Origin of the sequence: Winogradskyella sp. Asnod2-B02-A, from assembly GCF_045063645.1 — a bacterium.
Classification (GTDB): domain Bacteria; phylum Bacteroidota; class Bacteroidia; order Flavobacteriales; family Flavobacteriaceae; genus Winogradskyella.
The window spans coordinates 18,152-41,360 of the sequence record NZ_JBEFOG010000026.1 but is presented as its reverse complement, the minus strand read 5'-3'; the positions used below and the strand labels follow the sequence as shown (position 1 = coordinate 41,360).

The 23,209-nt window shown below is 33.0% G+C and carries 15 protein-coding genes; 9 read left to right on the top strand and 6 right to left on the bottom strand.

Annotated features, from left to right (window positions below):
* Positions 1 to 11: 11 nt before the first annotated feature.
* Both ACJJVO_RS03710 and ACJJVO_RS03705 read right to left on the bottom strand, forming a co-directional pair.
* Entirely contained in the window at positions 12 to 893 is an 882-nt protein-coding gene (locus ACJJVO_RS03710; protein WP_405570611.1) for a patatin family protein, read from the bottom strand.
* Positions 893 to 2,860: a M1 family metallopeptidase gene (locus ACJJVO_RS03705; RefSeq protein WP_405570608.1), complete on the bottom strand. Its 1,968-nt coding sequence runs from the start codon at positions 2,858 to 2,860 to the stop codon at positions 893 to 895. Before ACJJVO_RS03705 ends, ACJJVO_RS03710 begins: the two co-directional genes overlap by 1 nt.
* A gap of 344 nt (positions 2,861 to 3,204) precedes the next feature.
* Between ACJJVO_RS03705 and ACJJVO_RS03700 the strand changes: the two genes are divergently transcribed.
* The 5 genes from ACJJVO_RS03700 to ACJJVO_RS03680 all read left to right on the top strand — a co-directional run bounded on the left by ACJJVO_RS03700 (position 3,205) and on the right by ACJJVO_RS03680 (position 8,672).
* Positions 3,205 to 3,807: an acyltransferase gene (locus ACJJVO_RS03700; RefSeq protein WP_405570605.1), complete on the top strand. Its 603-nt coding sequence runs from the start codon at positions 3,205 to 3,207 to the stop codon at positions 3,805 to 3,807.
* A gap of 134 nt (positions 3,808 to 3,941) precedes the next feature.
* Positions 3,942 to 4,193, top strand: a complete 252-nt coding sequence (locus ACJJVO_RS03695; RefSeq protein ID WP_405570602.1) for an acyl carrier protein — start codon at positions 3,942 to 3,944, stop codon at positions 4,191 to 4,193.
* Positions 4,194 to 4,218: 25 nt separating this feature from the next.
* Positions 4,219 to 6,216 (top strand): asparagine synthase (glutamine-hydrolyzing), encoded by a 1,998-nt coding sequence (gene asnB, locus ACJJVO_RS03690; protein ID WP_405570599.1) that lies wholly within the window; start codon positions 4,219 to 4,221, stop codon positions 6,214 to 6,216.
* A gap of 2 nt (positions 6,217 to 6,218) precedes the next feature.
* Complete coding sequence (nadE, locus tag ACJJVO_RS03685; protein WP_405570596.1) at positions 6,219 to 7,199, top strand: NAD(+) synthase; 981 nt, start codon at positions 6,219 to 6,221, stop codon at positions 7,197 to 7,199.
* A 12-nt stretch (positions 7,200 to 7,211) separates the two neighbouring features.
* On the top strand, positions 7,212 to 8,672 hold the full coding sequence (locus ACJJVO_RS03680; protein WP_405570594.1) for an AMP-binding protein: 1,461 nt from the start codon (positions 7,212 to 7,214) through the stop codon (positions 8,670 to 8,672).
* A gap of 118 nt (positions 8,673 to 8,790) precedes the next feature.
* Here the strand turns inward: ACJJVO_RS03680 and ACJJVO_RS03675 are convergent, their stop codons facing one another.
* Entirely contained in the window at positions 8,791 to 11,976 is a 3,186-nt protein-coding gene (locus ACJJVO_RS03675) for an endonuclease (protein WP_405570591.1), read from the bottom strand.
* Between the two features lie 259 nt (positions 11,977 to 12,235).
* Between ACJJVO_RS03675 and recG the strand changes: the two genes are divergently transcribed.
* A complete protein-coding gene (gene recG / locus ACJJVO_RS03670; protein ID WP_405570588.1) occupies positions 12,236 to 14,338 on the top strand; it encodes an ATP-dependent DNA helicase RecG in 2,103 nt (700 codons plus the stop codon).
* A gap of 125 nt (positions 14,339 to 14,463) precedes the next feature.
* On the opposite strand, the gene ACJJVO_RS03665 is transcribed toward recG, so the two are convergent.
* Together ACJJVO_RS03665 and ACJJVO_RS03660 are read right to left on the bottom strand one after the other, a co-directional pair.
* Positions 14,464 to 15,024 (bottom strand): type 1 glutamine amidotransferase domain-containing protein, encoded by a 561-nt coding sequence (locus tag ACJJVO_RS03665; RefSeq protein ID WP_405570586.1) that lies wholly within the window; start codon positions 15,022 to 15,024, stop codon positions 14,464 to 14,466.
* Between the two features lie 71 nt (positions 15,025 to 15,095).
* Positions 15,096 to 15,737 (bottom strand): SDR family oxidoreductase, encoded by a 642-nt coding sequence (locus ACJJVO_RS03660; protein WP_405570583.1) that lies wholly within the window; start codon positions 15,735 to 15,737, stop codon positions 15,096 to 15,098.
* Positions 15,738 to 16,062: 325 nt separating this feature from the next.
* On the opposite strand from ACJJVO_RS03660, the gene ACJJVO_RS03655 reads away from it, so the two are divergent.
* On the top strand, positions 16,063 to 16,833 hold the full coding sequence (locus ACJJVO_RS03655; RefSeq protein ID WP_405570581.1) for an SDR family NAD(P)-dependent oxidoreductase: 771 nt from the start codon (positions 16,063 to 16,065) through the stop codon (positions 16,831 to 16,833).
* Positions 16,834 to 17,089: 256 nt separating this feature from the next.
* Positions 17,090 to 19,315: a chondroitinase-B domain-containing protein gene (locus ACJJVO_RS03650; protein ID WP_405570578.1), complete on the top strand. Its 2,226-nt coding sequence runs from the start codon at positions 17,090 to 17,092 to the stop codon at positions 19,313 to 19,315.
* Positions 19,316 to 19,426: 111 nt separating this feature from the next.
* On the opposite strand, the gene ACJJVO_RS03645 is transcribed toward ACJJVO_RS03650, so the two are convergent.
* Positions 19,427 to 20,653 (bottom strand): peroxiredoxin family protein, encoded by a 1,227-nt coding sequence (locus ACJJVO_RS03645; RefSeq protein ID WP_405570575.1) that lies wholly within the window; start codon positions 20,651 to 20,653, stop codon positions 19,427 to 19,429.
* A 119-nt stretch (positions 20,654 to 20,772) separates the two neighbouring features.
* Between ACJJVO_RS03645 and pheT the strand changes: the two genes are divergently transcribed.
* Positions 20,773 to 23,199 (top strand): phenylalanine--tRNA ligase subunit beta, encoded by a 2,427-nt coding sequence (gene pheT, locus ACJJVO_RS03640; protein ID WP_405570572.1) that lies wholly within the window; start codon positions 20,773 to 20,775, stop codon positions 23,197 to 23,199.
* The last annotated feature ends 10 nt before the right edge of the window (positions 23,200 to 23,209 follow it).

The window sequence follows — 23,209 nt, the reverse complement described above, 5'->3', positions numbered from 1 at the left end:
CAAAAAACCTACTAATCATGTCTTCGTTCTGCGTAGTCATAACCTTCTTGCCACCATTTCTCCATTAGTCGTTTGCTAAAAATCAATGAGTTTTCCGTAAGACTGGTTGGTGTATAATATAAGTTCAATTTTACATTTCTATGTTTTGCAGCTAGTTTTCCGATAATGATATCATTTTTCTCTACTTGATCTAATAAGTGACCAAATAAGCTAATCATTAAAGAGAATGGATTTTTTCCCAAAACCTTTTGTTTCCCTAACGTCTCTGCTTCTAAAACAATAGCATCTACTTCTGTTGCTCCACGCTGAATTGCTTCCCTAATAGGAATAACACTACCTAAACCACCATCTGCATACTCGTAGCCATCTACTTTTGCTAAAGACATAAATGGAATATAGTTACATGAAATCCATATCCAATTACAAAATTCCTCATACGAACACTCTTGAATAGATTTGTACTCAACACGATTCATAGAAAGGTTTGAAACCGTAACTACTACATCATGCTTTTCTTTTCTAATCTTAAGATATTCCTCGTAACTAAAATGTTTTCTAATGTGTCTTCTTAACGCTTTACTTTCACCAAAAGTTCGTCTACGTCTAATAAACTGCCAAAGGGAATTTACAAAATCAATAGACACATATTCCCTATCTCCTTTTTTTCGCTGCACAAAAGGACTAACACTAAAAATATCATGCTGCTGCACGTTGGTAAAAATATCGTAGAGTTTTCCTATTTCATTTACCGCTAAATGCGATACCAAAAGACTTCCTGTAGAGGTTCCCAAAAACATATCGTAATTATGTTTTTCGCGTTCCATTAAATATTGTGCAACTCCACCTGCAAACGCACCTTTACTTCCTCCACCAGATATTACTAAAGCTCGCATTAATTTTTATTTTGTTCTAATTTTTCAGATAATTCTTTTGCAAACTTAACCAATCTCCAGTTATGATGTGTTTTTGCCGTTTCTAAATTCTTTTTACAGTCTTCATTACAAGATTTTATTAAGTCTAAATATTTAAAAGCATTAATTCTTACATCTGCATTAAAAGATGCATCTGTGTAATTAACCAACTCATTAAACAACTCATATTTACTATCTGCCTCATAATAAGGAGTGTTTAAATTTAAAACAATCCACAGCATTCGTACATTCTTGTCACTTAACCCAACAATTTCTCGTGTTTTAGCAAGATATTTAGCTCGTTCTAAAGGGAAATTAACCCAAAGGTTATAAAGCGCTTTCTCAATAGTGATATAAGATTTATCGTTGAGCAATGATTCGTAATCCTCCTTTAAAGATTCAGGTATGATAGTTACATGTTCTGAAATGGCTTGCCTAACTTTAAAGCTGTTTTTAAATGTATCTGCTGTCACCAATTCTGGCACCTGAGATATCACCTTTATTTTAGCTTCATCTGATACATAATATTTAAGATACTCTGCACATTTAGAAGATTTGGCTTCACAGTCTACCATAGCATATTCATTTATAAACACAGATTGCCTTTTTAATATTGTAAATGCTTCATCGTAAGGAAAGGCTTTATTTTTAATCCAATAATTAACAAAACTCGTTAAGGATTTTCCATATAAATTTTCAACTTCCTTAATAAAATCTGAGGTTTCTACATTTGTAAATTGATACTTATTCAAGTAATTTTTAACAGCTTTCTTAAAAACGACATCGCCAACTTTATCCCTCAACACATGCAACACCAAAGCTCCACGCTGATAAAACGTTAAACTACTAGATTTAGGATCTAAAAGCGATGTGCCGTTACCCGAGAGATCTTGCCTACTTAAATCTAGTACAGACTCAAGTAATTTAAAATAGAAATAATTATCACCAAAAACATCACGTTCTGCCAAAAGCGCGTAATAAGTTGCAAATCCTTCTTGCAACCAATGATGCTCTCCAGATTTAGCTGTCACCAAATCACCAAACCATTGATGTGCCAACTCATGTGCATTAACATTAACATAATTTTTATCGTTAAAGGCTATAGCGTCAACAACAAAAGCATCTGAAAAAATTGTTAGACTTGTATTTTCCATACCTGCATATAAAAAATCGTGTACTGGTACTTGTTTATAGTTTTGCCATGGATAAGCAACACCTATCTCTTCTTCTAAAAAATCGAACATTTTTTTAGAGTAACGATAAGTTGGCTCAACTTTTAAGGAATCTTCCGGATAATAATAGTATTCTAACGGAACACCACTTTTAGAGGTTTCTGTTTTTTTATAGTATTTACCAATTACTAATGCAGCTAAGTAGCTAGACATTGGCTGTTTCATATCATATTTCCAAGTTGTTAAGGAATCTCCAATATTCTTATCTATTAGCTTTCCATTAGCCAAAACCTCATAATCATTTTGGTATGTAATTGAAAAATCATATTCAATTTTATCATTTACATCATCTAAACTTGGCAACCAGTTACTGGTATATTTGCCTTGTCCTTGCGTCCAAATCTGATTGTCATTATCCCTATTAACAAAATAAAGTGCCTTTTTAGGATTGGCTTCAAATTTTAAACTTAAAACATTGTCTTTAGATGGCTTAAACTTATGAATCAACCATAATTTATCGTTCTCAACATAGTAATTAATACTATCATTATTATTAAGAGATACAATGTAACCATTAATGTTTTTTGAATCTAAAAATATAGAATCAACCGGCTTTAGTACATCAAACATATAATCTACCTTACCAGTTACCTTTTTTAAATTTTCATCAAAAGAATCTAATGAAACTTCGGCTTTCTTAAAATCTACATATTCTGTTTGCTGAGCATAAAGAACACTCGATACAAATACATAAAATACAATAACAACTTTCTTCATAAATTAAAAATAAGCAAGAATAAGACCAAAATACAATATATAAGTCATTACAAAGAAGACTCACTCAAATTATGTGATTTTCCGTTTAAGGCAGCATTCAAATAAAAACTCAAGATTAACACCTCCTCTTAAATTTAGCAAACACACAATAACAAATATCAAATGACAAATTCTCTTTAACCAACACAAAGCAAAAACCAAAAAAGGATGAATTTATTGTGTGTTTAACTTATAAAAAAAACTTATCAACTAAATGATAAATATCATTATACAATTAGGTTTTAATCTCTACATTTATGTAACAATTAGTTCTAAATAACTAATATCTTATTTAAACCAACATAATGAATACAAACCCATTTGAAATTGGCTATTATTATGACGACGAATTAAAATCATTGGGTTTTAAATCTATTGGTTCTAATGTTAAAATTGCAAAGAATTGTTTAATTGTGGGCATCCCAAACATTTCAATTGGCAACAATGTTATTATTGACTCTTTTTGCTCTATTATAGCTTCTGGAAAAGGTAATTTAACCATTGGTTCTCATGTGCATATTGCAGCGTTTTGTCATTTATTAGCCTCTGAAGGTATTGAACTAAAGGATTTCAGTGGAATATCTCAAGGTGTAAAAATATATAGTAAAACGGATGATTATTCTGGAAACTCACTAACGAACCCAACAATTCCGAATACCTATAAATCTATAAAAAAAGGAAAAGTTATAATTAATGAACATAGCATTATTGGCGCAGGTTGTGTTATTCTCCCTAACGTTACTATTGGAGAAGGCACATCAGTTGGAGCTTTATCTCTTATTGGGTCTAATTTAGACTCGTGGACCATATATGTTGGTAATCCTCTAAAAAAACTCACTAAGAGATCTAAACATTTATTAGAAAAAAAACAAGATTTTCTTACTGATCTAGAAAAGAATAAAAACTAAATATTACACATGCATTTCAGCGTTAAAATGCATTAATTAATCAAATTTAATATGTAAAAACTAATGTAACTACCACGTTTACGTATCTTTAATATGCCTATTTTTTTTAAACTCCAAACTAAACGAACAACACAATGATGAATGTAGACACAGACCTAAAATCAAAGATAAAAAATTACATTATTGAATCTACTCTAGACGATGTAGAAAAAATAAATGACGATACGCTTATTTTCGAAGAAGGTATTCTTGACTCCATGGGATTACTCTTTTTAATTGAATTCTTAAAAGATGAATTCAACATTGAAACTAACGATGAAGAACTCGTTGTTGAAAATTTTCAATCCATTAACAGTATTTTGAATTTTGTAGAACAAAAAATTTAATTTCTAATTTTATAAATCTCGTATTATGTGTGGGATTTCTGGCTTTTATAACTGTAATTTAAGTCCAGACAACAAAGCTGATATATTAAGGCGAATGCTTACAAGAATTAAGCATAGAGGACCTGATGAAAGTGGAATTTACCTAGCTAAAAAAGTTGGACTAGGCAGTGTTCGCTTAAGTATAGTAGACTTAGCAACTGGCACAATGCCATTATCCAATGCTGATAAGTCGTTATGGATTGTCTTTAATGGTGAAATCTTTAACCACATAGAATTAAGAGAAGAACTATTAGCAAAAAACCACAGCTTTAAAACACAAAGCGACACGGAAGTTATTGTGCATTTATACCAAGAATACGGCCCAGAGTTTCTTAATAAACTAAATGGCCAGTTCGCTATTGCTATTTGGGATAAAAATAAGCAAGAATTATTTTTAGCTAGAGACAGAGTTGGTATTAGACCTTTGTATTACACCACAATTGGAGAAACTTTTGCATTTGCCTCAGAGATTAAATCCTTTTTAGAATTTCCAGAGTTTAATCCAAAGATTTCCGCAAAAACATTATCTGAATATTTCACGTTTTGGACATCATTATCCTCAGACACAATTTTTGAAGGCGTCTCAGAACTTCCACCAGGAAGCTACATGACAATTAATACGCATTCAAATTCCATTAAAACTTATTGGACGCTACCCATTACAAAACCCAACGAATATCAATTTAACACTACAAAAGAAGCTGCAGAAGCGTTTGAAACCATTTTTACAGATGCCGTAAAATTAAGATTAAGAGCAGATGTGCCAGTTGCAGCCTATTTAAGCGGAGGCTTAGACTCTAGCATAACCACAGCTTTTATAAAGAAAATATCGCCAAATAATCTTCGTACATTTTCAATTGGTTTTACCGAAAAAGATTTTGACGAGACGTCGTATCAAAATATTGCTCGAGATTATTTTCACACACAACATTCTAGCGTTACATGCAGCCCTAAAGATATTTCAGAAAATTTTAAAGATGTGGTTTGGCATGCAGAATCACCGTTATTACGAACCGCTCCTACTCCGATGAGTTTATTAGCTAAAAGTGTAAGAGAACAAAATATCAAAGTGGTGATTACAGGAGAAGGTGCAGATGAACTTTTTGGAGGTTACAATATATTTAAAGAAACCAAGATTAAACACTTCTGGGCAAAAGATCCGCAATCCAAATATCGTCCATTATTACTAAAAAAACTTTATCCATATATTCCTCAAATCAGCAAAGCAAATAACAACATATTAAAACTCTTTTTTGGATATAAACTGAGTGAGACCTCGTCACCTATTTATTCTCATTTATTGCGTTGGAACAACACTTCTCGCATCAATAATTATTTATCTAAAGCCTACAAAGAAGCCATTTCTAATTACAATCCAATTTCTAAAATTGAAGAACAATTAAAAGACCAACTAAACGGTTACGATTACCTCACAAAAGCGCAGTGGATTGAGATGACATTTTTTATGTCTAAATATTTATTGTCTTCACAAGGAGATCGCATGGGAATGGCAAACTCTATAGAAGGTCGTTATCCTTTTTTAGACCATAGAGTGATTGAATTTTGCATGACATTAAATCCAGATCTAAAACTAAAAGGATTAAATGAGAAATACCTTTTAAAATATATGATGAAGGATAGAATTCCAGAATCCGTATTAAACAGATCAAAGCAAGCCTACAGAGCACCAATAAGAAGTACTTTCTTTTCTGAAGATATGCCTCCATATTTAACGAGCATGCTATCTGAGGAAAACATTATCAAATTTGGAATTTTTAATCCAGGCTTTGTCAATCAGCTCATAAAAAAAATGACACAAAACAAACACGTATCTGAAATCGATAATATGGCGATTACAGCCGTTTTATCAACTCAAATATTATATGATCTATTTATTAATAAATCAATTCCAAAATTGCAAGAACATGAGCTTGTGGTACTGAACAAAACAATAATAGATTCATCAACTATAAAACTGAATTAATCATGAAAACACAAAAAAAAGCCTTTTCTAAAGACATATTGCACATTGAAAACATTGAAACTGTCTGCAATGGTATCATAAAAAAACTAAAAACCGATGTTGCCAAAACATTACAGCGTAGAGGTGCTGTGATTGGCATTAGTGGCGGCATTGACTCATCTGTTTGCTTAGCATTATCAGCCAAAGCTTTCGGACCAAATAAAGTTACCGCAATTATGCTACCAGAACAAGACTCTAGTGATGATAGCAGAATTCTTGCCGAAAAATTAGCTTCTAAATTTGGTGTTACCGACACCATAGTAGAAGACATTACACATGCTTTAATCGGCTTTGGGTGCTACAAAAGAAGAGATGAAGCTATCGCCAGAGTAATTACTGATTTTAACCCAACTACTGATAAAGCAAAAATTGAAATAAAACAAGATGCAGCGTCAAATTTACCACCAGCCTTTTCCGTGACAGTTATAAAACCAAGTGGAAAAGTGATAAGTAAATTATTACCTGTTAGAGAATACCTTCAAATTGTAGCGTCCACAAACTTCAAGCAGCGCAGCAGAATGAGCATGCTTTATTATCATGCAGAACGATTGCATTATGCTGTTATAGGAACACCAAATAAACATGAAGTTGAGCAAGGTTTTTTTGTTAAACATGGAGATGGAGCAGCAGACGTAATGCCAATTGGTCATTTATACAAGACTCAAGTTTATCAAATAGCTAAACACTTGGGAGTGCCTCAAGAAATTATAGATAGAACACCAACCACAGACACCTATACTGCAGAGCAAACACAAGAAGATTTCTTTTACCAGATGCCATTTGAGCAAATGGATCTCATATGGTACGGCTGGGAGAATAACTATTCGCCAGAGGAAGTTAGTGTAGTGATGAACAAAACAATAGAAGAGATTGAAAGCATCTATAAAAACTTTGAGCGCAAAAAAAAGACGACCCAATACTTAAGAATGCGACCAATATTTTAAAAACCTATTCTTATGAATGTTTTTGATTACTTATTTGACACCTCTAAAAATCTTAATAAGGATTTCTTATTAGGCTCAAAAGAAACAGCGACATTTAAAAAATTATATCAAGACAGTTTAAGCCTTGCATCGTATTTAAGAGATTCCGTTGGTGAAGGTCAAAATATCATATTAATAAGTTCTAATTCTGCTTTTTTTATAACCGCGTATTTAGGGATTTTAAAATCTGGAAATACATGCATTCCAATTGATTTTTCTATTGAACAAAGCAATTTAGATTACATAATAGACACCACAGAAAGTAAAATTATTTTTTTAGATAAAATTGCGCAACGTAAACTAAAATTCACTTCTACAATCCAACTAATAAACGAAAACAAAACACTAGAAATAACTAAAAACAAGATAGATAAACAATTCACCTCAACTAATAATTTAAATACTATTGCTGAGATAATTTTCACTTCCGGCTCCACTGGAAAACCAAAAGGAGTCATGATTAGTCATCAAAATATCATATCAAATACCAATTCTATTATTGAGTATCTTAAACTTAGCTCAAAGGATATTATGGCAGTCGTTTTGCCGTTTTATTATTGCTACGGCCTATCATTATTACACACACATTTAAAAGTTGGAGGTTCAATTGTATTAAATAATAATTTTATGTTTTTAGGAACAGTTATCAATGATTTAAAAAACTATAACTGTACTGGTTTTGCTGGAGTTCCTAGTCATTTTCAAATTCTATTAAAAAAATCACAATCTTTTAAAACTGAAGCATTTCCTAATTTGAGATATGTAACTCAAGCTGGCGGAAAACTACACGCTATTTTTATTGACGAATTCACAACAGCATTCCCTACCAAAGAACTCTTTATAATGTATGGCCAAACTGAAGCCACAGCACGCTTAACTTATTTACCTCCAGAATTTATAAAAACAAAAATCAGTTCTATAGGAAAAGCCATACCAAATGTTGAATTAAAAATTGTTGATGAGAAGGGTGAAATCACAAAAACCAACGAAGAAGGCGAATTATTAGCGCGTGGCAAAAACATTATGCTAGGTTATTACAAAGACCAAATAGCAACCAACATAGCTATTAAAAACGGCTGGCTCCACACTGGCGATTTGGCCAGAATAGACGATGAAGGTTTTATATACATTGTAGCACGTAAAAAAGAAATAATAAAAGCAGGTGGAAAAAGAATAAGTCCAAAAGAAATTGAAGAAGTAATTCTATCTATACCTGAAGTCATAGATTGTACAATATCTAGTTACGAAGACGACCTTCTAGGTGAAGCCATACAAGCTACAATTACACTTAACACTTCAAATAACGAAAAAGAAATAAAAGAAAGCATACTAAAATATTGCGCTAAACATCTAGCCTTTTACAAAATACCTCAAAGGATTGTTTTTGAAAAATCGATACAAATGAGTGCTACTGGCAAGAAAAGAATTAATTAAATTCTACAAGCATAACTTTCAATCGTAAAATTAAGTCGTTGTTAATTTAATAAATAAGACTTCTACATTTTGCAAGCACAACAAAACCAACTAGCTTACAAACCTATTCTTTAAGGTGTTATTTTATAATCAATTTCTTAGTTTTTACCTCATTTTTACTATATACTTTTACAATATATACACCTTGAGTTACAGTAGAAACATCCAAAGTATTAAACGAGCTAGATTCATCTAAAGACTTGCTTATAATGAGTCGTCCTTGCAAATCATACAAACCAACACTAGTAGCACTGCTTAAATTTCCGCTTATAATTACTTCTCTAGGACTTGAAGATGCATATACAGCTAAATCATCCCAATTATTAGTTGCTACAGTTAATACAGCAGACGAAAACCTAAGAAAAAAACGACCCACACCACTTAAATCATCCATTGGAGTAAAAACATAATCCGAATCGTTTAATAAAAACTGAGTATTGGTTGTGATATCATCTAAATATACATTTATATTTTCTGGCAATGTAGATACGTCAGCAATACTAATACTTAGTTGAACGCCTTGAGCCGCATTAATTCCCAGCGGAATCACAACATCACTTAAATCCACAAAAGGTAAGGTTTGAATCGCTAAATCTAAGCTACTATTTTCTTCTACTAAATTTGAATAAATTGAGAATTCCGCCTCATTCCCATAATATAAACCTGCATCGTAGCCATTGTCCAAACCTCTTGAGGTGCCTTCAATAAAGAAAACATCTGTTGAAGACAACTTATCGTTTGTATTAGCAAGGTTTAGCTTACACAGCACAGCGTTATTAGATGAAGATCTATTTAAAATAAAATCATCTGAAGATCCCGACACTCGCATTGCTGTTGTAAAGTCAACTGATCCTCCTCCAGATTTTGCTTTTACAAAGAAACCTTGACCAGGTGCAATTAATTCAACTAAACTTCCTTCATCTATCGTTGCCTGGTTCCATACTGTCCAACCATCAGAAGCATCTCCATCATAACCATATATAGCTTGAAAAGGACCTGAAGAATTAAATTCATCTTTGTTTTCCTGAAAGAAAGCATCAAAATCAATATAAGATGGATACGGATTTCCTATAAGATTCCAAGCAGAACCAGCTGCAGCATCCGAAATAGAAACATCTAAAACATCAGTGGAACCTATACTACCAGTAAAATTTAAATTACTACCCGTATTTGTTGCCGCTCTAAAACCCACTCCACTTGCTATCAATGTAGCATCATTAACACTTGTATCATAATTTTCATAATTACCACTTGCAGTATTATATGGTGCAAAAGCACGTATTGTTCCTGATGCCGCCAAATCAGCATTCGCAGTATTAAAATCACCAAAATTCTGACCACTAAGTGGTGCTGAAATCAAATCATTAGAACCAGCAGGAAACACTTGAGCAGTATATCTGCTATAACTCACCGTACCGTATATTGTACCATTAGAAATTACACTCGAAAAAGTTTGTGACGTAGAGTTAAGAGCTACTGTGTTTGTTGTTAAAACAACACCAGAACTTACAGTAATTGAAGCACCTGAGTTTACAGTAAGACTATTACAATTTAAATCATTGTCCAAAACTAAATCCCCTGAATCTACGATAACATCATCTATCATTGTAGATACTTCCGTAGGACTACTAGGCGACCAGACACCTGAATAAGTGTATGTTACAGCCAACGGTGTTATTGTATGTGTACCAAGATCTGAACATGAATCCTGAGAAGAATTAGACCATTGAGTTGAAATATAGGTTGTACTTGACTCTAAAATATCTGGATCCCTTATTAATGTAGTATTCACAGCAAAATTGCCGCTTCCGCCACCTAAAGTACCAATAATATCAATTAAAACATCATTATTAAATAATCCTACAGGATCGTTTCCATTAAATTGAAACACTGAGGAATTTGTTAAATCATCAACCGCACTTGTAACACATGTACTTGTATTTATAAAATTGTTTGCAACCACATATACATCGCCATCAGTAATTTGCGTACCATTAGGAAAGGAATACACCGTTGTATCCCAACTCACATCTCCATTTATACTTTTTTTGATTGTATAGGCTGATAAATCAACTGTTGCTCCTGTAAAGTTAGCAATCTCTAAAACTTTATTATTACCACTTCCTTCTACATATTCCGAAATAAACAATTCCGTTGCTCCACTCGACCCTTCAAGTGTTGCCGTACAATCTTGATTGCTCACTGTAGATATATTTCCGGATGCATCTTTAGCAAAGAGTGTAAAACAATAGCTAGTTTCAGTATTGAGTCCTGTAACCGTATAGAATGTTGCCGCTGAATTTGTATTCACATAAAAAGAACCATCTATAAAAATATCGTAAGAGGTTACAGCTATGTTGTCTGTAGATGCTGTCCAAGTTAAATCTATAGTACTAGACGAAGGATTAGATGCCACTAAACTTGTTGGACTAGTTGGATCTTCAGTATCCGCAATTGGATTCCAAATTAAGTTAGCATATTCTGGATGACTAATAAAAGGGTTTGCATTTCCTTGAAAATTATATGCTGCATTATTTCTATCAATATCTCTTTGATCTACTGGGTCAACATTATAATGCCAATCTAATAACATATCAATTGCCCAACTGTCAAAAACATGATCTTCAGTACCATCAAACATATCAAACGGATAGCTATCTACAGTGGTTTCATATCTCGTTGCAAAATATAATAATGCTCTTGCTACATCACCTTTAAATTCATCTAAAGGTTCAAAAACAGTTCCCGAATATCCAGAAACAGAACTATTTCCTAGCTTGGAGCCATTTGAAGAGGTCGTCGAAGCTGACGCTACGGTTCCAAAAGGATAATTACTTCTTAATCCATTAACTTTTCCATCAGTTGGATAAACTTGATGGACATCATTTCTCATTGGTGATGCCTCATTAAACACTGATTGCGGTACAATATGCTCTCTATTGTAACAATCTCCTTCTATTGAATATGTTCCACATTGATCAGAACCTTGCGTAAAATTATAATCATCAGCACCAATTGGGTTTTCAGAATAGATATCTAAAATAGTATTATCATTTTCATAATATAAATCTCTATCTGTGGTTTGGTAGGCTATCCAAAGACCACCATAACCTTGATCGCTATGCCCAGAAGTAATAATACTATTGAGTTGCGTTTTTAAGGCGTACCCACTTAAACCACTTGCAGAATCATAATAATTTGAAGGCACTTGAGAATATACACTTGTAGTTAAAACTAAAGTGAATAAAAAATAAAATTGTTTCATTAAATTTGGAGCTTAATAATTTTGGTTAATTTATTGATTTTACAGTCCAAACACAAAGTTTACCGACAACAAACTAAGACAATTAACGTTTAGAAGTATTTTCTTTCCAAAATCACCAAATAAAATCTGTTAAAATAAATTCAAATTTTCGTAAACTAGATAGATTTTAATAACCGTTTACTCATTTGCCAAAATAAACTCACCTAACCTACAACAAATCAAATTCTTCTTTTGAAAGGAATTTGGTAAATTCGCATTTATGAGTGTAAACCTTCAAACTCCCATTGATTATCTCAAAGGCGTTGGCCCAAACCGAGCAGATTTATTGCGCTCAGAGTTAGGTATTCAAACCTATCAAGACCTCATAAACCTATTTCCTAATCGCTATATAGATCGCACTAGGTATTATAAAATAAATGAACTACAACGTAACAATGCTGAAGTTCAAATCGTTGGTGTTATAACCGGATTTAAAGAGGTCGCTCAAAAACGAGGCAAACGTCTAGTGGCCAATTTTAAAGACGACAGTGGAATGATGGAGCTCGTGTGGTTTAGAGGTCAAAAATGGATACGAGAAAACCTCAAAACAGGTCAACCTTATGTGATTTTTGGAAAAACCAATTGGTTTAATGGCAAATACAGTATGCCACATCCTGAAATTGAATTGCAATCTGAGCACGAAAGTAATTTGCGCTCTGCCATGCAAGCCATTTATCCTTCAACCGAAAAATTATCAAATAAAGGCGTTACCAATAAAGTTGTGACCAATGTAATGCAACAATTATTCTTGGAAACAAATGGTCGGTTTGTTGAAACATTACCAAATTCAGTGATGGCTGAATTAAAATTAATTTCAAAATCAGACGCCCTTTTTAACATTCATTTTCCGAAGACTCCAGAGCTATTAGCAAGAGCTCAATTTCGATTAAAATTTGAAGAATTATTTTACATTCAGCTGCAATTAATCATTAAAAATCTCATCCATAAATCAAAAATAAAAGGCTTCTCTTTCGATAAAGTGGGCAACTATTTTAACACCTTTTACAAAGACCATTTACCCTTTGAATTAACCAATGCACAGAAGCGTGTTTTAAAAGAAATAAGACTCGACTTGGGTAGTAATGCACAGATGAATCGGCTTTTGCAAGGAGATGTAGGATCTGGCAAAACCATTGTGGCCTTTATGTCAATGCTCATGGGACTTGACAACCACTTCCAATGCTGCCTAATGGCTCCGACTGCTATTTTGTCAGCCCAGCATTACCAAGGAATAAGTGAACTATGTAAACTGCTTAAAATCAGTGTTTCACTATTGACTGGCTCAACTAAAACTTCAGAACGAAAAATAATTCATGAAAATCTAGAAAACGGCAATTTACAGATTTTAATTGGCACACATGCACTGCTTGAAGATAAGGTAAAATTCAAAAATTTAGGCCTCGCCATAATAGATGAACAGCATCGATTTGGAGTCGCACAACGAAGTAAATTATGGCACAAAAATGAGTTGCCTCCAAACGTCTTAGTGATGACTGCTACTCCAATTCCTAGAACATTAGCGATGTCTGTTTATGGCGACTTGGATATCTCAGTTATTGATGAATTACCTGCTGGCAGAAAACCTATAAAAACAGTTCATCGATATGACAATAATCGATTGAAAGTTTTCAAATTTATGAAAGATGAAATCGCTTTAGGAAGACAAATTTATATTGTCTACCCCTTAATTCAAGAAAGCGAAAAAATGGATTATAAAGATTTAATGGATGGCTACGAAAGTGTCTCTAGAGAATTCCCAATGCCAGATTATCAGATTTCGATTGTACATGGCAAAATGAAACCAGCCGACAAGGAATACGAAATGCAACGTTTTGTAAAAGGTGAAACCCAAATTATGGTAGCTACAACCGTTATTGAAGTTGGAGTTAACGTCCCAAATGCTTCGGTAATGATTATTGAAAGTGCAGAACGCTTTGGTTTATCGCAATTACACCAATTACGCGGACGTGTTGGTCGTGGCGCAGAACAGAGTTACTGTATTTTAATGACAAGCCACAAACTTAGTCAGGATAGTAAAACCAGACTCGAAACCATGGTACGTAGCAGTGATGGCTTTGAAATCGCTGAGGTAGATTTAAAATTACGTGGACCTGGTGATATTATGGGCACCCAACAAAGTGGTATTTTGAATTTACGAATTGCAGATATAGTAAAGGACAAGGATATTTTAGAACAATCACGCTATTATGCTAAAAGTATTCTAAAACAAGACCCTAGCTTAGCTGCACCAGAGCACAAAGTTATTTTACATACTTACAGACAGATGAGCAAGTATCATAATATATGGAATTACATATCCTAGTCACAGCGCATCAAAATTATAGACCAACCTAATCAAGTACAAACAAAACAAAAAAGAGACGCATAACGCGCCTCTTTCTTCTACTTAACCTAACCTAACCTAACCTAACCTAACCTAACCAAATATTATGCGGTTTGAGCTTCGTGCTTACCTTCATAAACTTCTTCAACTAATTTTGAATTGAAGACTGGTAAATCCTTAGGAGATCTACTAGTAACTAAACCAGAATCTACCACTACTTCTTCATCTACCCAATTAGCTCCTGCATTAATCATATCCGTTTTAATTGAACCATATGAGGTGATTTTTCTACCCTCCAAAACTCCAGCTTCCGCTAACAACCATGGTGCATGACAGATTGCTGCAACTGGTTTATGGTTTTCGAAAAACGACTTTACAAAATCTACAGCATTTTTATCTTTTCTTAACAAATCTGGATTGATTTGACCACCTGGCAACATTAAAGCATTATAGTCTTTTTGATTTGCCTCATTTAAAGTTTTATCAACCTTATAAGAATTGCTCCAATTTCCATCAGCCCAACCTTTTATTTCTCCAGACTCTAAAGATACAATATGCACTTCTGCTCCTGCTTCTTCTAATGCCTTTTTAGGTTCTCTTAGTTCACTTTCTTCAAATCCGTTTGTTGCTAGTATTGCTACTGTTTTTTTATTTAAATTTTCCATTTTCTTTTAATTTTAAAATTATTATACTCTACATTTATTGTGATATTTGTGTTACTGTATATAGGCAGAACCTAACTAACACTCATGTTCATTTCACTCATGGCTTCACCTATTAAAGTGTCACCTTCAAGTATTTCAAAAGTTGTATTATTAGGAGCATCATCATGCAAAGCCCTCACTAATGTTTGTGCCACATCTGCTCTACTAATTTCACCTTGTTTGTTCAATTTTTCATTTAATTGAATTTTTCCTTTTCCTTCGGTGTCATTTAAAGTTCCTGGTCTAACAATGATATAATCTAACCCACTTTCCCTTAAGTGGTGATCTGCATTTTGTTTTGCTTTCATATAGTCTTCCATGCCTTCTACTTCTTCAGGAGTGTCAGCTCCCATAGAACTCAACATTACAAACTTTTTAACCTTCGCCATTTTAGAAACTGCCATTAAACGTTTTGCACCTTCCTGATCTACCTCTACAACATTTTTTCCGCCTGATCCAGCAGCGAAAACCACTTTATCAACACCTACTATTGCTTGTGTTAGATCTTTGGTTAAATCGGCTAAAACGGTATCCACATCTTGAGACTTAAACTGATCCAATTGCTCCTTTTTTCTCACCATCGCAATAGGATTAAAATATTGTGATGATTTTAAAAGATTTATTATTTTTTTTCCAGTAGTACCGTTAGCACCAGCTACTAATATATTTTCCATAGTTCTATTTATTTATTGTTAATACAAAATGCATATAAGACTGATTTTATATCTTTTAATATGATTCCCTACAAAATTATATACAATAGCGACTAACCATTAGCTCGTATGCTATTAATCTTAGCGCATATTATTAACTCAATAGCCTATAAGCCATAATTAGTTAAACAGAAAAATATTAAAGACGCGCTAACCAATAACATTACAAATACATTTAAAACTAGCTAACAAACAGTGCAGACCTTAGAAAAGCATATTAAAAACAATTTCGAGTTTAAAAATTATTATTTTTAACATTACACAGAATGAAATTACAGATATAAAAATGAGCGTATTAAATAAGTTTGAACTCAAAGGTAAAATTGCTTTAGTAACAGGATGTAAGAAAGGAATTGGTAAAGCAATAGCCATTGCTCTAGCTGAAGCAGGTGCTGATATTATTGGAGTTAGCGCATCGCTAGAAAAACAAAATAGTGATATAGAAAAAGAAATACATGAATTAGGTAGAACATTTTCAGCATACCAATGTGATTTTAGCAACCGAGACGCATTACGTAGTTTTATAAAAAATGTAAAAACTGATTTTCCAATTATTGACATTCTAGTAAATAATGCAGGCACTATAAAGCGAGCTCCTGCTAAAGAACATGAAGATGACATTTGGGACAATCTAATTGAAGTTAATCAAACAGCTCCGTTTATATTAACCAGAGAAATAGGTAAAGAGATGCTAAAAAGAGAAAATGGAAAAATAGTATTCATTGCATCTTTATTAACTTTTCAAGGCGGTATAAATGTACCAAGCTATGCTGCTAGCAAAGGAGCAATTGGGCAATTAACCAAGGCTTTTGCTAACGAATGGGCTTCAAAAGGCGTCAATGTAAACGCAATTGCACCTGGTTATATTAACACCAATAACACTGCAGATTTAAGAAAAGACCCAGAACGATCAGAAGCTATTTTAGCTAGAATTCCTGCAGGACGCTGGGGAAATCCAGAAGATTTTGCTGGTCCAATTGTTTTTCTTTGTTCATCCGCTTCAAATTATATACACGGCAGCACCATTCTTGTAGATGGTGGTTGGATGGGACGATAATATAAAAACAGTCTCTAAGCCTTTCAAAATATCAAATGATACACCAGCGATTAGACTATTTATCTTAAACACATTATCAAACGAGCATGTATAAAATTTTATCAGCAAAGGATAAGAATCAATAGCGAACTGTATGTGATCATAGAGAAACAATAAATAAAAACACATGAAAAACATCTTACTCCTCACCTTCTCTGCTATAATACTTTTTTCCTGTAGAGAAAAATCAACATCGAAGACAGTTCTTGCCAAAACTATGAATGAATTAAACACAGCCATAAAAGAAGCAACTCCAGGCACAGAAATTGTACTTTCTAACGGAATATGGAAAGATGCTGAGATTAAATTCTATGGAAAAGGCACAGAAGAGAACCCAATAACACTTCGTGCAGAAAATGATGGCAAAGTATTTATTGAAGGACAATCGTATTTACATTTAGGAGGAAATAATTTAGTAGTTAGTGGATTACACTTTAGAAACGGCTACTCGCCTACTTCTGGTATTATTCGCTACAAAATAGGAAACGACACAATTGCAAATCACACTAAAGTATTAGATTGTGTTGTCGAAGATTTTAATCTACCTAACAGGTGGCAAAACGACAGATGGATTGAATTTTATGGCAAACACAATACACTAGAACATTGCTACATTGCAGGAAAAGCGAATGATGGCGAAACCATTAGAGTATTCTTTACAGGAAACGAAAATATTAATAACCACCATCAAATAGTAAATAATTATTTTGGACCTCGCCCTAGAAAAGGTGGACCAAGAGCAGAAACCATAAGAGTTGGTGATAGCAAAACACGGTTTACACCAGGTTATGTAAATGTTTCTAACAATTATTTTGATGCTTGTAATGGTGAAGTCGAAATTATTTCGGACAAAACTAATTTCAATTCGTTTACCAATAATATTTTCGACAAGTGCGAAGGCTCTTTAGTACTACGTCATAGTAATTATGCCACTGTAGATTCTAACATATTTATAGGAGGTGATGATTCTGATTTTTACGGTGGTATTAGAATTGTAAATTCTGGCCACTTAATCACTAATAACTATTTCTACAAAATACGAGGTGAAGAATTTAGAAGTCCACTAGCCATTATGAATGGCATCCCTATGACTCCTTTAAACAGATATTTGCAAGTTGCAGATATAGTTGTTGCTTACAATACTTGGATAGATTGCAAATCTCCTTGGCAAATTGGTGTCGGACAAAATATAGCTAGTGCTGATGTGCTTCCTAAAAGTGAAATTAGATCTGCTCCACCAATAAGATCAATTGTTGCCAACAACTTAATTTACAATACAAAAACGGATAAAACACCATTTATTAATCACGATGACATGAGTGGCATTTTGTTTAAGAATAATACTATTGACAATAATGGCATTACCTATTCTGAATTTAATATTCTAAACAATGAAGCCATTAAAATGATTCAAATTAACGACTGGTTGTTTGCGCCAGATGAATCTCAAAACACTAGTTTAGATAATACGTTTAACGGTTATGAATTCAATAAAATAAAACAAGATTTATTTAAGTCTTCACGGTCTAAAACCAATAGAATTGGTGCTATTAATAATCTAGCTACTGCTAAAAAATTTAAAATCAACAAGAAAAATTACGGACCAAAATGGTACAAAATTGAAAAGCCCGAATTAGAATCTAACATTCTTCAAGTTTCATCTAAAGAAGGAGAACTTTCTAAAAGTATTATTAATGCTAAATCTGGAGATATAATTGTGTTAACCGACAAAATTTACACCATTTCTAAAACTCTTAAGATCGATAAGAAAATTACAATCCGCTCTAAAAAAGATAGCAAAGCTCAACTCACGTTTACAGGAAGAGAAAACACTTCTGTTTTTGAAATGAACCCAAAAGGCCATCTTAAATTAGAAAACATAAGTATTAAAGGGCAAAATAACCAAAACACATTTGCTCCACTTAAAGAAAATATGTCTTCTGCCTATAACTTAGAGATTACAAACTGTATTATAGATGGTTTTAATTATGTATTAAAAGCATCAAAAGGATCTTTTGCTGATCGTATTAATTTTACAAACACAAGCATTAACAACTGTGAAAACGGTTTTGTTCTTGCTGCAGATGAAAAAGGCGATTACAACGCAGAAATGATTAGTTTTAATAAATGTGAATTTAACAAAATACAACAAAATGTAATTCATTTTTACAGAGGAGGTTACGACGAATCTACCATTGGCGGAAACCTAACACTAAGCAACAATACCTTTACAGCATGCGGTAAAAAAGAAAAAAGTAGCATACTCATTAAAACACCTGGTATTATTAATGTAAACATTTTAGGCAATACATTTAAAAACAACCCAGTGAAATTAGTTGCTTTACTTTGGGGAGAAAAGAACAATCACCATAGTAACAATACGGTTATTAATTCTGGAGAAATAAAAGTAGAACAACAGCAAAAACTAGAAATACTCTATTGACAACACATCAATTAGCACTTTTAAAGTTGGGTCTTATACCTTTACCAAAAAGTCTGAAGTTTTATTCGCTATAAAAATGGTGCACTAACCATTGATACTATAGTTAAAGAATTACTCATCCAACAAAGTTTCCACAAATGCTTCAAATTCTGCTTTAAACTCAGTATAATTTTCACCAGTAGCTGGTCCGTTAAACCCAGTATGAATCTTTCTTACCTTTCCTTTTCTATCAATAAAGATAGATGTAGGATAAGACAACACATGATTAAGCATTGGCAATTTTTCTTGTGCTTTAGCTTTATCCGACGTTCCGTATTGCGCTAAAAGAACAGGATAGTCTATACCAACTTTGGCCTGCATACGATCTATACGACTAAAAGCTATTTCCTTAGACTTAGCATATTCAAAGGCAAGCGCAACAAATTCTATATCCTTGTCTTTATTATTTTTATAATATTCAGCATAATATTTACTTTCGTCTAAACAATTAGGGCACCAAGTTCCCATAATTTGCACAACCACCACTTTGTTTTTAAAGCGATCGTCTTTAATAGACATTAATTCATTGGAAGTATTAGGAAATGTAAAATCGAGACTATCATATCCTTCTTTTAAAAACGTTAAATCATTAGCGCTTGGCAATTCGTAAGTATCATTACGTCTAGCTACAAAAGGCTCTTTCCAATGGTTGCCAGAATAAAATATACCTTCCATTGTAGAATCTGATACTTTTGCAGTAAAAAGGAAAGCATGTGCTCCATCGAATGTAGAAAGTCTCATCGTATCACCATCCATTACACCTTCTAAATAGCGATAATCTCCAGTTGTGGTTCTAAAAGTTCCTGTAATCTTATCACCATCTTGTTTAAAAATACCTTTGGCAATATATTCGTCATCAATAATTCCTTTACTAAAAACAGTTTCCCAAATACCAGTTACATTGTGTTCTGATTTAGAATTTACATTAAAACGCTTCTTATTATCATATTCAGCAGAAAATGGCACCACTCTATCTAAGCTTTCTTTTATAAAACTGCCATAGAGTTTGTTATCTTTAAATGTAGCAGCTATATAACCTTCAAAAACAGGCAACTTAATGAATATGGAATCATTTTTATAAGTGATTTCGTCTACATCTATAACTTCTTCAGCATTAAAAATTTTTAATTGAGTAGTAGATTCAACTTCAAAATTAAAAGGTAATACTTCGTTGTCTTGCACTTCTAAAATAGCTCTATAGAAACCAACTTTCAATTGATTAACATTCGTTTTTTCTTTCACTTTTTCTTTACAAGAGCATAAAACTAAAACAACAAGGGAAAATAATAAATAACGCATAATTAAAAGGCTTTTAAAAGAGTTCGAAATAACAATAAATACCTTACATAAAAAAGCCAATTCTATATTTCATCTACTTAATGGTTTTACTATCTTTGTGGCTTGACTAAATTTACAAAATGAAGATTTCATACAACTGGCTAAAACAGTTTATAAAAACAGATTGGGACGCAGAAAAAACTGGCGAATTACTTACTGATCTTGGTTTAGAAATAGAAGGTATTGATAATTACGAATCTATAAAAGGCGGATTAAAAGGCATCGTAATTGGTGAAATTTTAACTTGTGAGCAACACCCAAACGCTGACCGACTAAAAGTAACAACTGTAAATATAGGCGCAGAGGCTCCCATACAAATTGTTTGCGGAGCACCTAATGTTGCTGCCGGACAAAAAGTTCCTGTTGCAACCATTGGCACAACTTTATATACAGAAGAAGGTGAAGCTTGGGTCATAAAAAAAGGAAAGATTAGAGGGGAAGAAAGCCACGGAATGATTTGTGCTGAAGATGAATTAGGTATTAGTAAATCTCACGATGGCATCATGGTTTTAGATGCAGACATAGAAGTAGGTACTCAAGCTGCAGACTTATTTGATGTAGAAAACGATCAAGTTTTTGAAATTGGACTAACACCAAATAGAGCTGATGCCATGAGTCATTATGGTGTAGCGCGCGATTTAAAAGCAGGTTTATTGCAAAAGGAAGTATCATTAGAGCTCATTACACCATCTGTAAGTTCTTACCATGTAGATGCCAGAGCACTTAAAATTGATGTAGACGTTAAAGACAAAGACAAGGCTCCTCGTTATTGTGGTGTAACTATCTCTGGCTTAAAGGTTGAAGCATCTCCTGCATGGCTACAAAATAGACTAAAATCTATTGGCCTATCACCTATTAATAATCTTGTAGATATCACCAATTATGTATTGCATGAGCTAGGTCAACCTTTACATGCTTTTGATGCTGATAAAATTGCTGATCATAAAATTGAAGTTAAGACCTGTGAAGCCGGTACAAAGTTTACTACGTTAGACGGAGTTGAACGCGAATTACATGAAGATGATTTAATGATTTGTGATTCTGAAAAACCGATGTGTATTGCTGGTGTTTTTGGAGGTATTGAATCTGGTGTCTCAGAATCAACTACACGTATTTTCTTAGAAAGCGCGTATTTTAACCCTGTTAGTGTTCGTAAAACAGCCAAACGTCACGGATTAAATACTGATTCTTCTTTTAGATTTGAAAGAGGAATTGACCCCAACCTTACTGAATATGCTTTAAAACGTGCTGCTTTATTAATTTTAGATATTGCTGGTGGAGAAATTACAAGCGACATTGTTGATGCTTATCCTAAAAAAATAAAAGATTTTGAAGTAAGATTAAGCTTCGATAATGCTAAAAAATTAATTGGAGAAGAAATCCCAAAGGAAACCATTAAAAGTATTTTAGCGTCTTTAGAAATTAAGGTAAATAACGTAACTGAAACTGGTTTAGGATTAACAGTGCCTGCATACAGAAATGATGTGCAACGCGAAGCTGACATTATAGAAGAAATCTTAAGAGTCTATGGCTACAATAATATAGCAACAACGACTAAGTTGAATGCTTCTATATCAAACTCATCTAAATTTGAAGATTATAAACTCCAGAATATCATTGGTAATCAATTAGTTTCTCAAGGATTTTTTGAAATTATGGCGAATTCTTTAACATCACCAAAATATGTGGCGTTAAGTGAAGATCTTAATGAAGAGCATAATGTAAAAATGTTAAATCCGCTTAGTAATGACTTGGAAGTAATGCGACAGTCGTTATTGTTTTCTGGATTAGAAGCCGTAGCGCATAACATTAATAGAAAACGTGACGATTTAAAATTATTTGAATTCGGGAAAACATATCACCAATATACAGAAGCGCGAGAAGAACATAAGCACTTATCACTTTTTGTAACAGGAAACAAAACTGAAGAACGTTGGAATGCTGCCTCTAGTCCAAGTGATTTCTTTTACTTAAAAGGAACGATTGAAGTTGTTTTAGAACGTTTGGGACTTAGAAAACTAAAATCAGCTCCAATTAAATCTGATGTTTTCAGTGAAGGCATGAGCTTTTCTATTGGAAAGAAAAAAATGGTTGATTTTGGTTTGGTTAAAAAATCAGTGTTGAAACATTTTGGAATATCTCAAAATGTACTATTTGCAGATTTTAATTGGGATAACGTGTTAGACATGGCGCAACATAATAAAATTAAGTTCAATGCCATCTCTAAATATCCAGAAGTAAAACGTGATTTCGCTTTACTATTAGATAATAAAGTGACTTTTGAAGAAATTGACACCATTGCTAAACAGACAGAAAAGCAATTACTTAAAAGTGTAAATTTATTTGATGTTTACGAAGGTAAAAAACTACCAGCTGGTAAAAAGAGTTACGCTGTAAGTTTCATTTTACAAGATGAAAATAAAACACTTAACGATAAGCAAATTGACAAAATAATGTCTAAGCTGCAATCTAATTTTGAAAGTAAGCTTGGTGCTGAGTTACGCTAACAAAGATTAT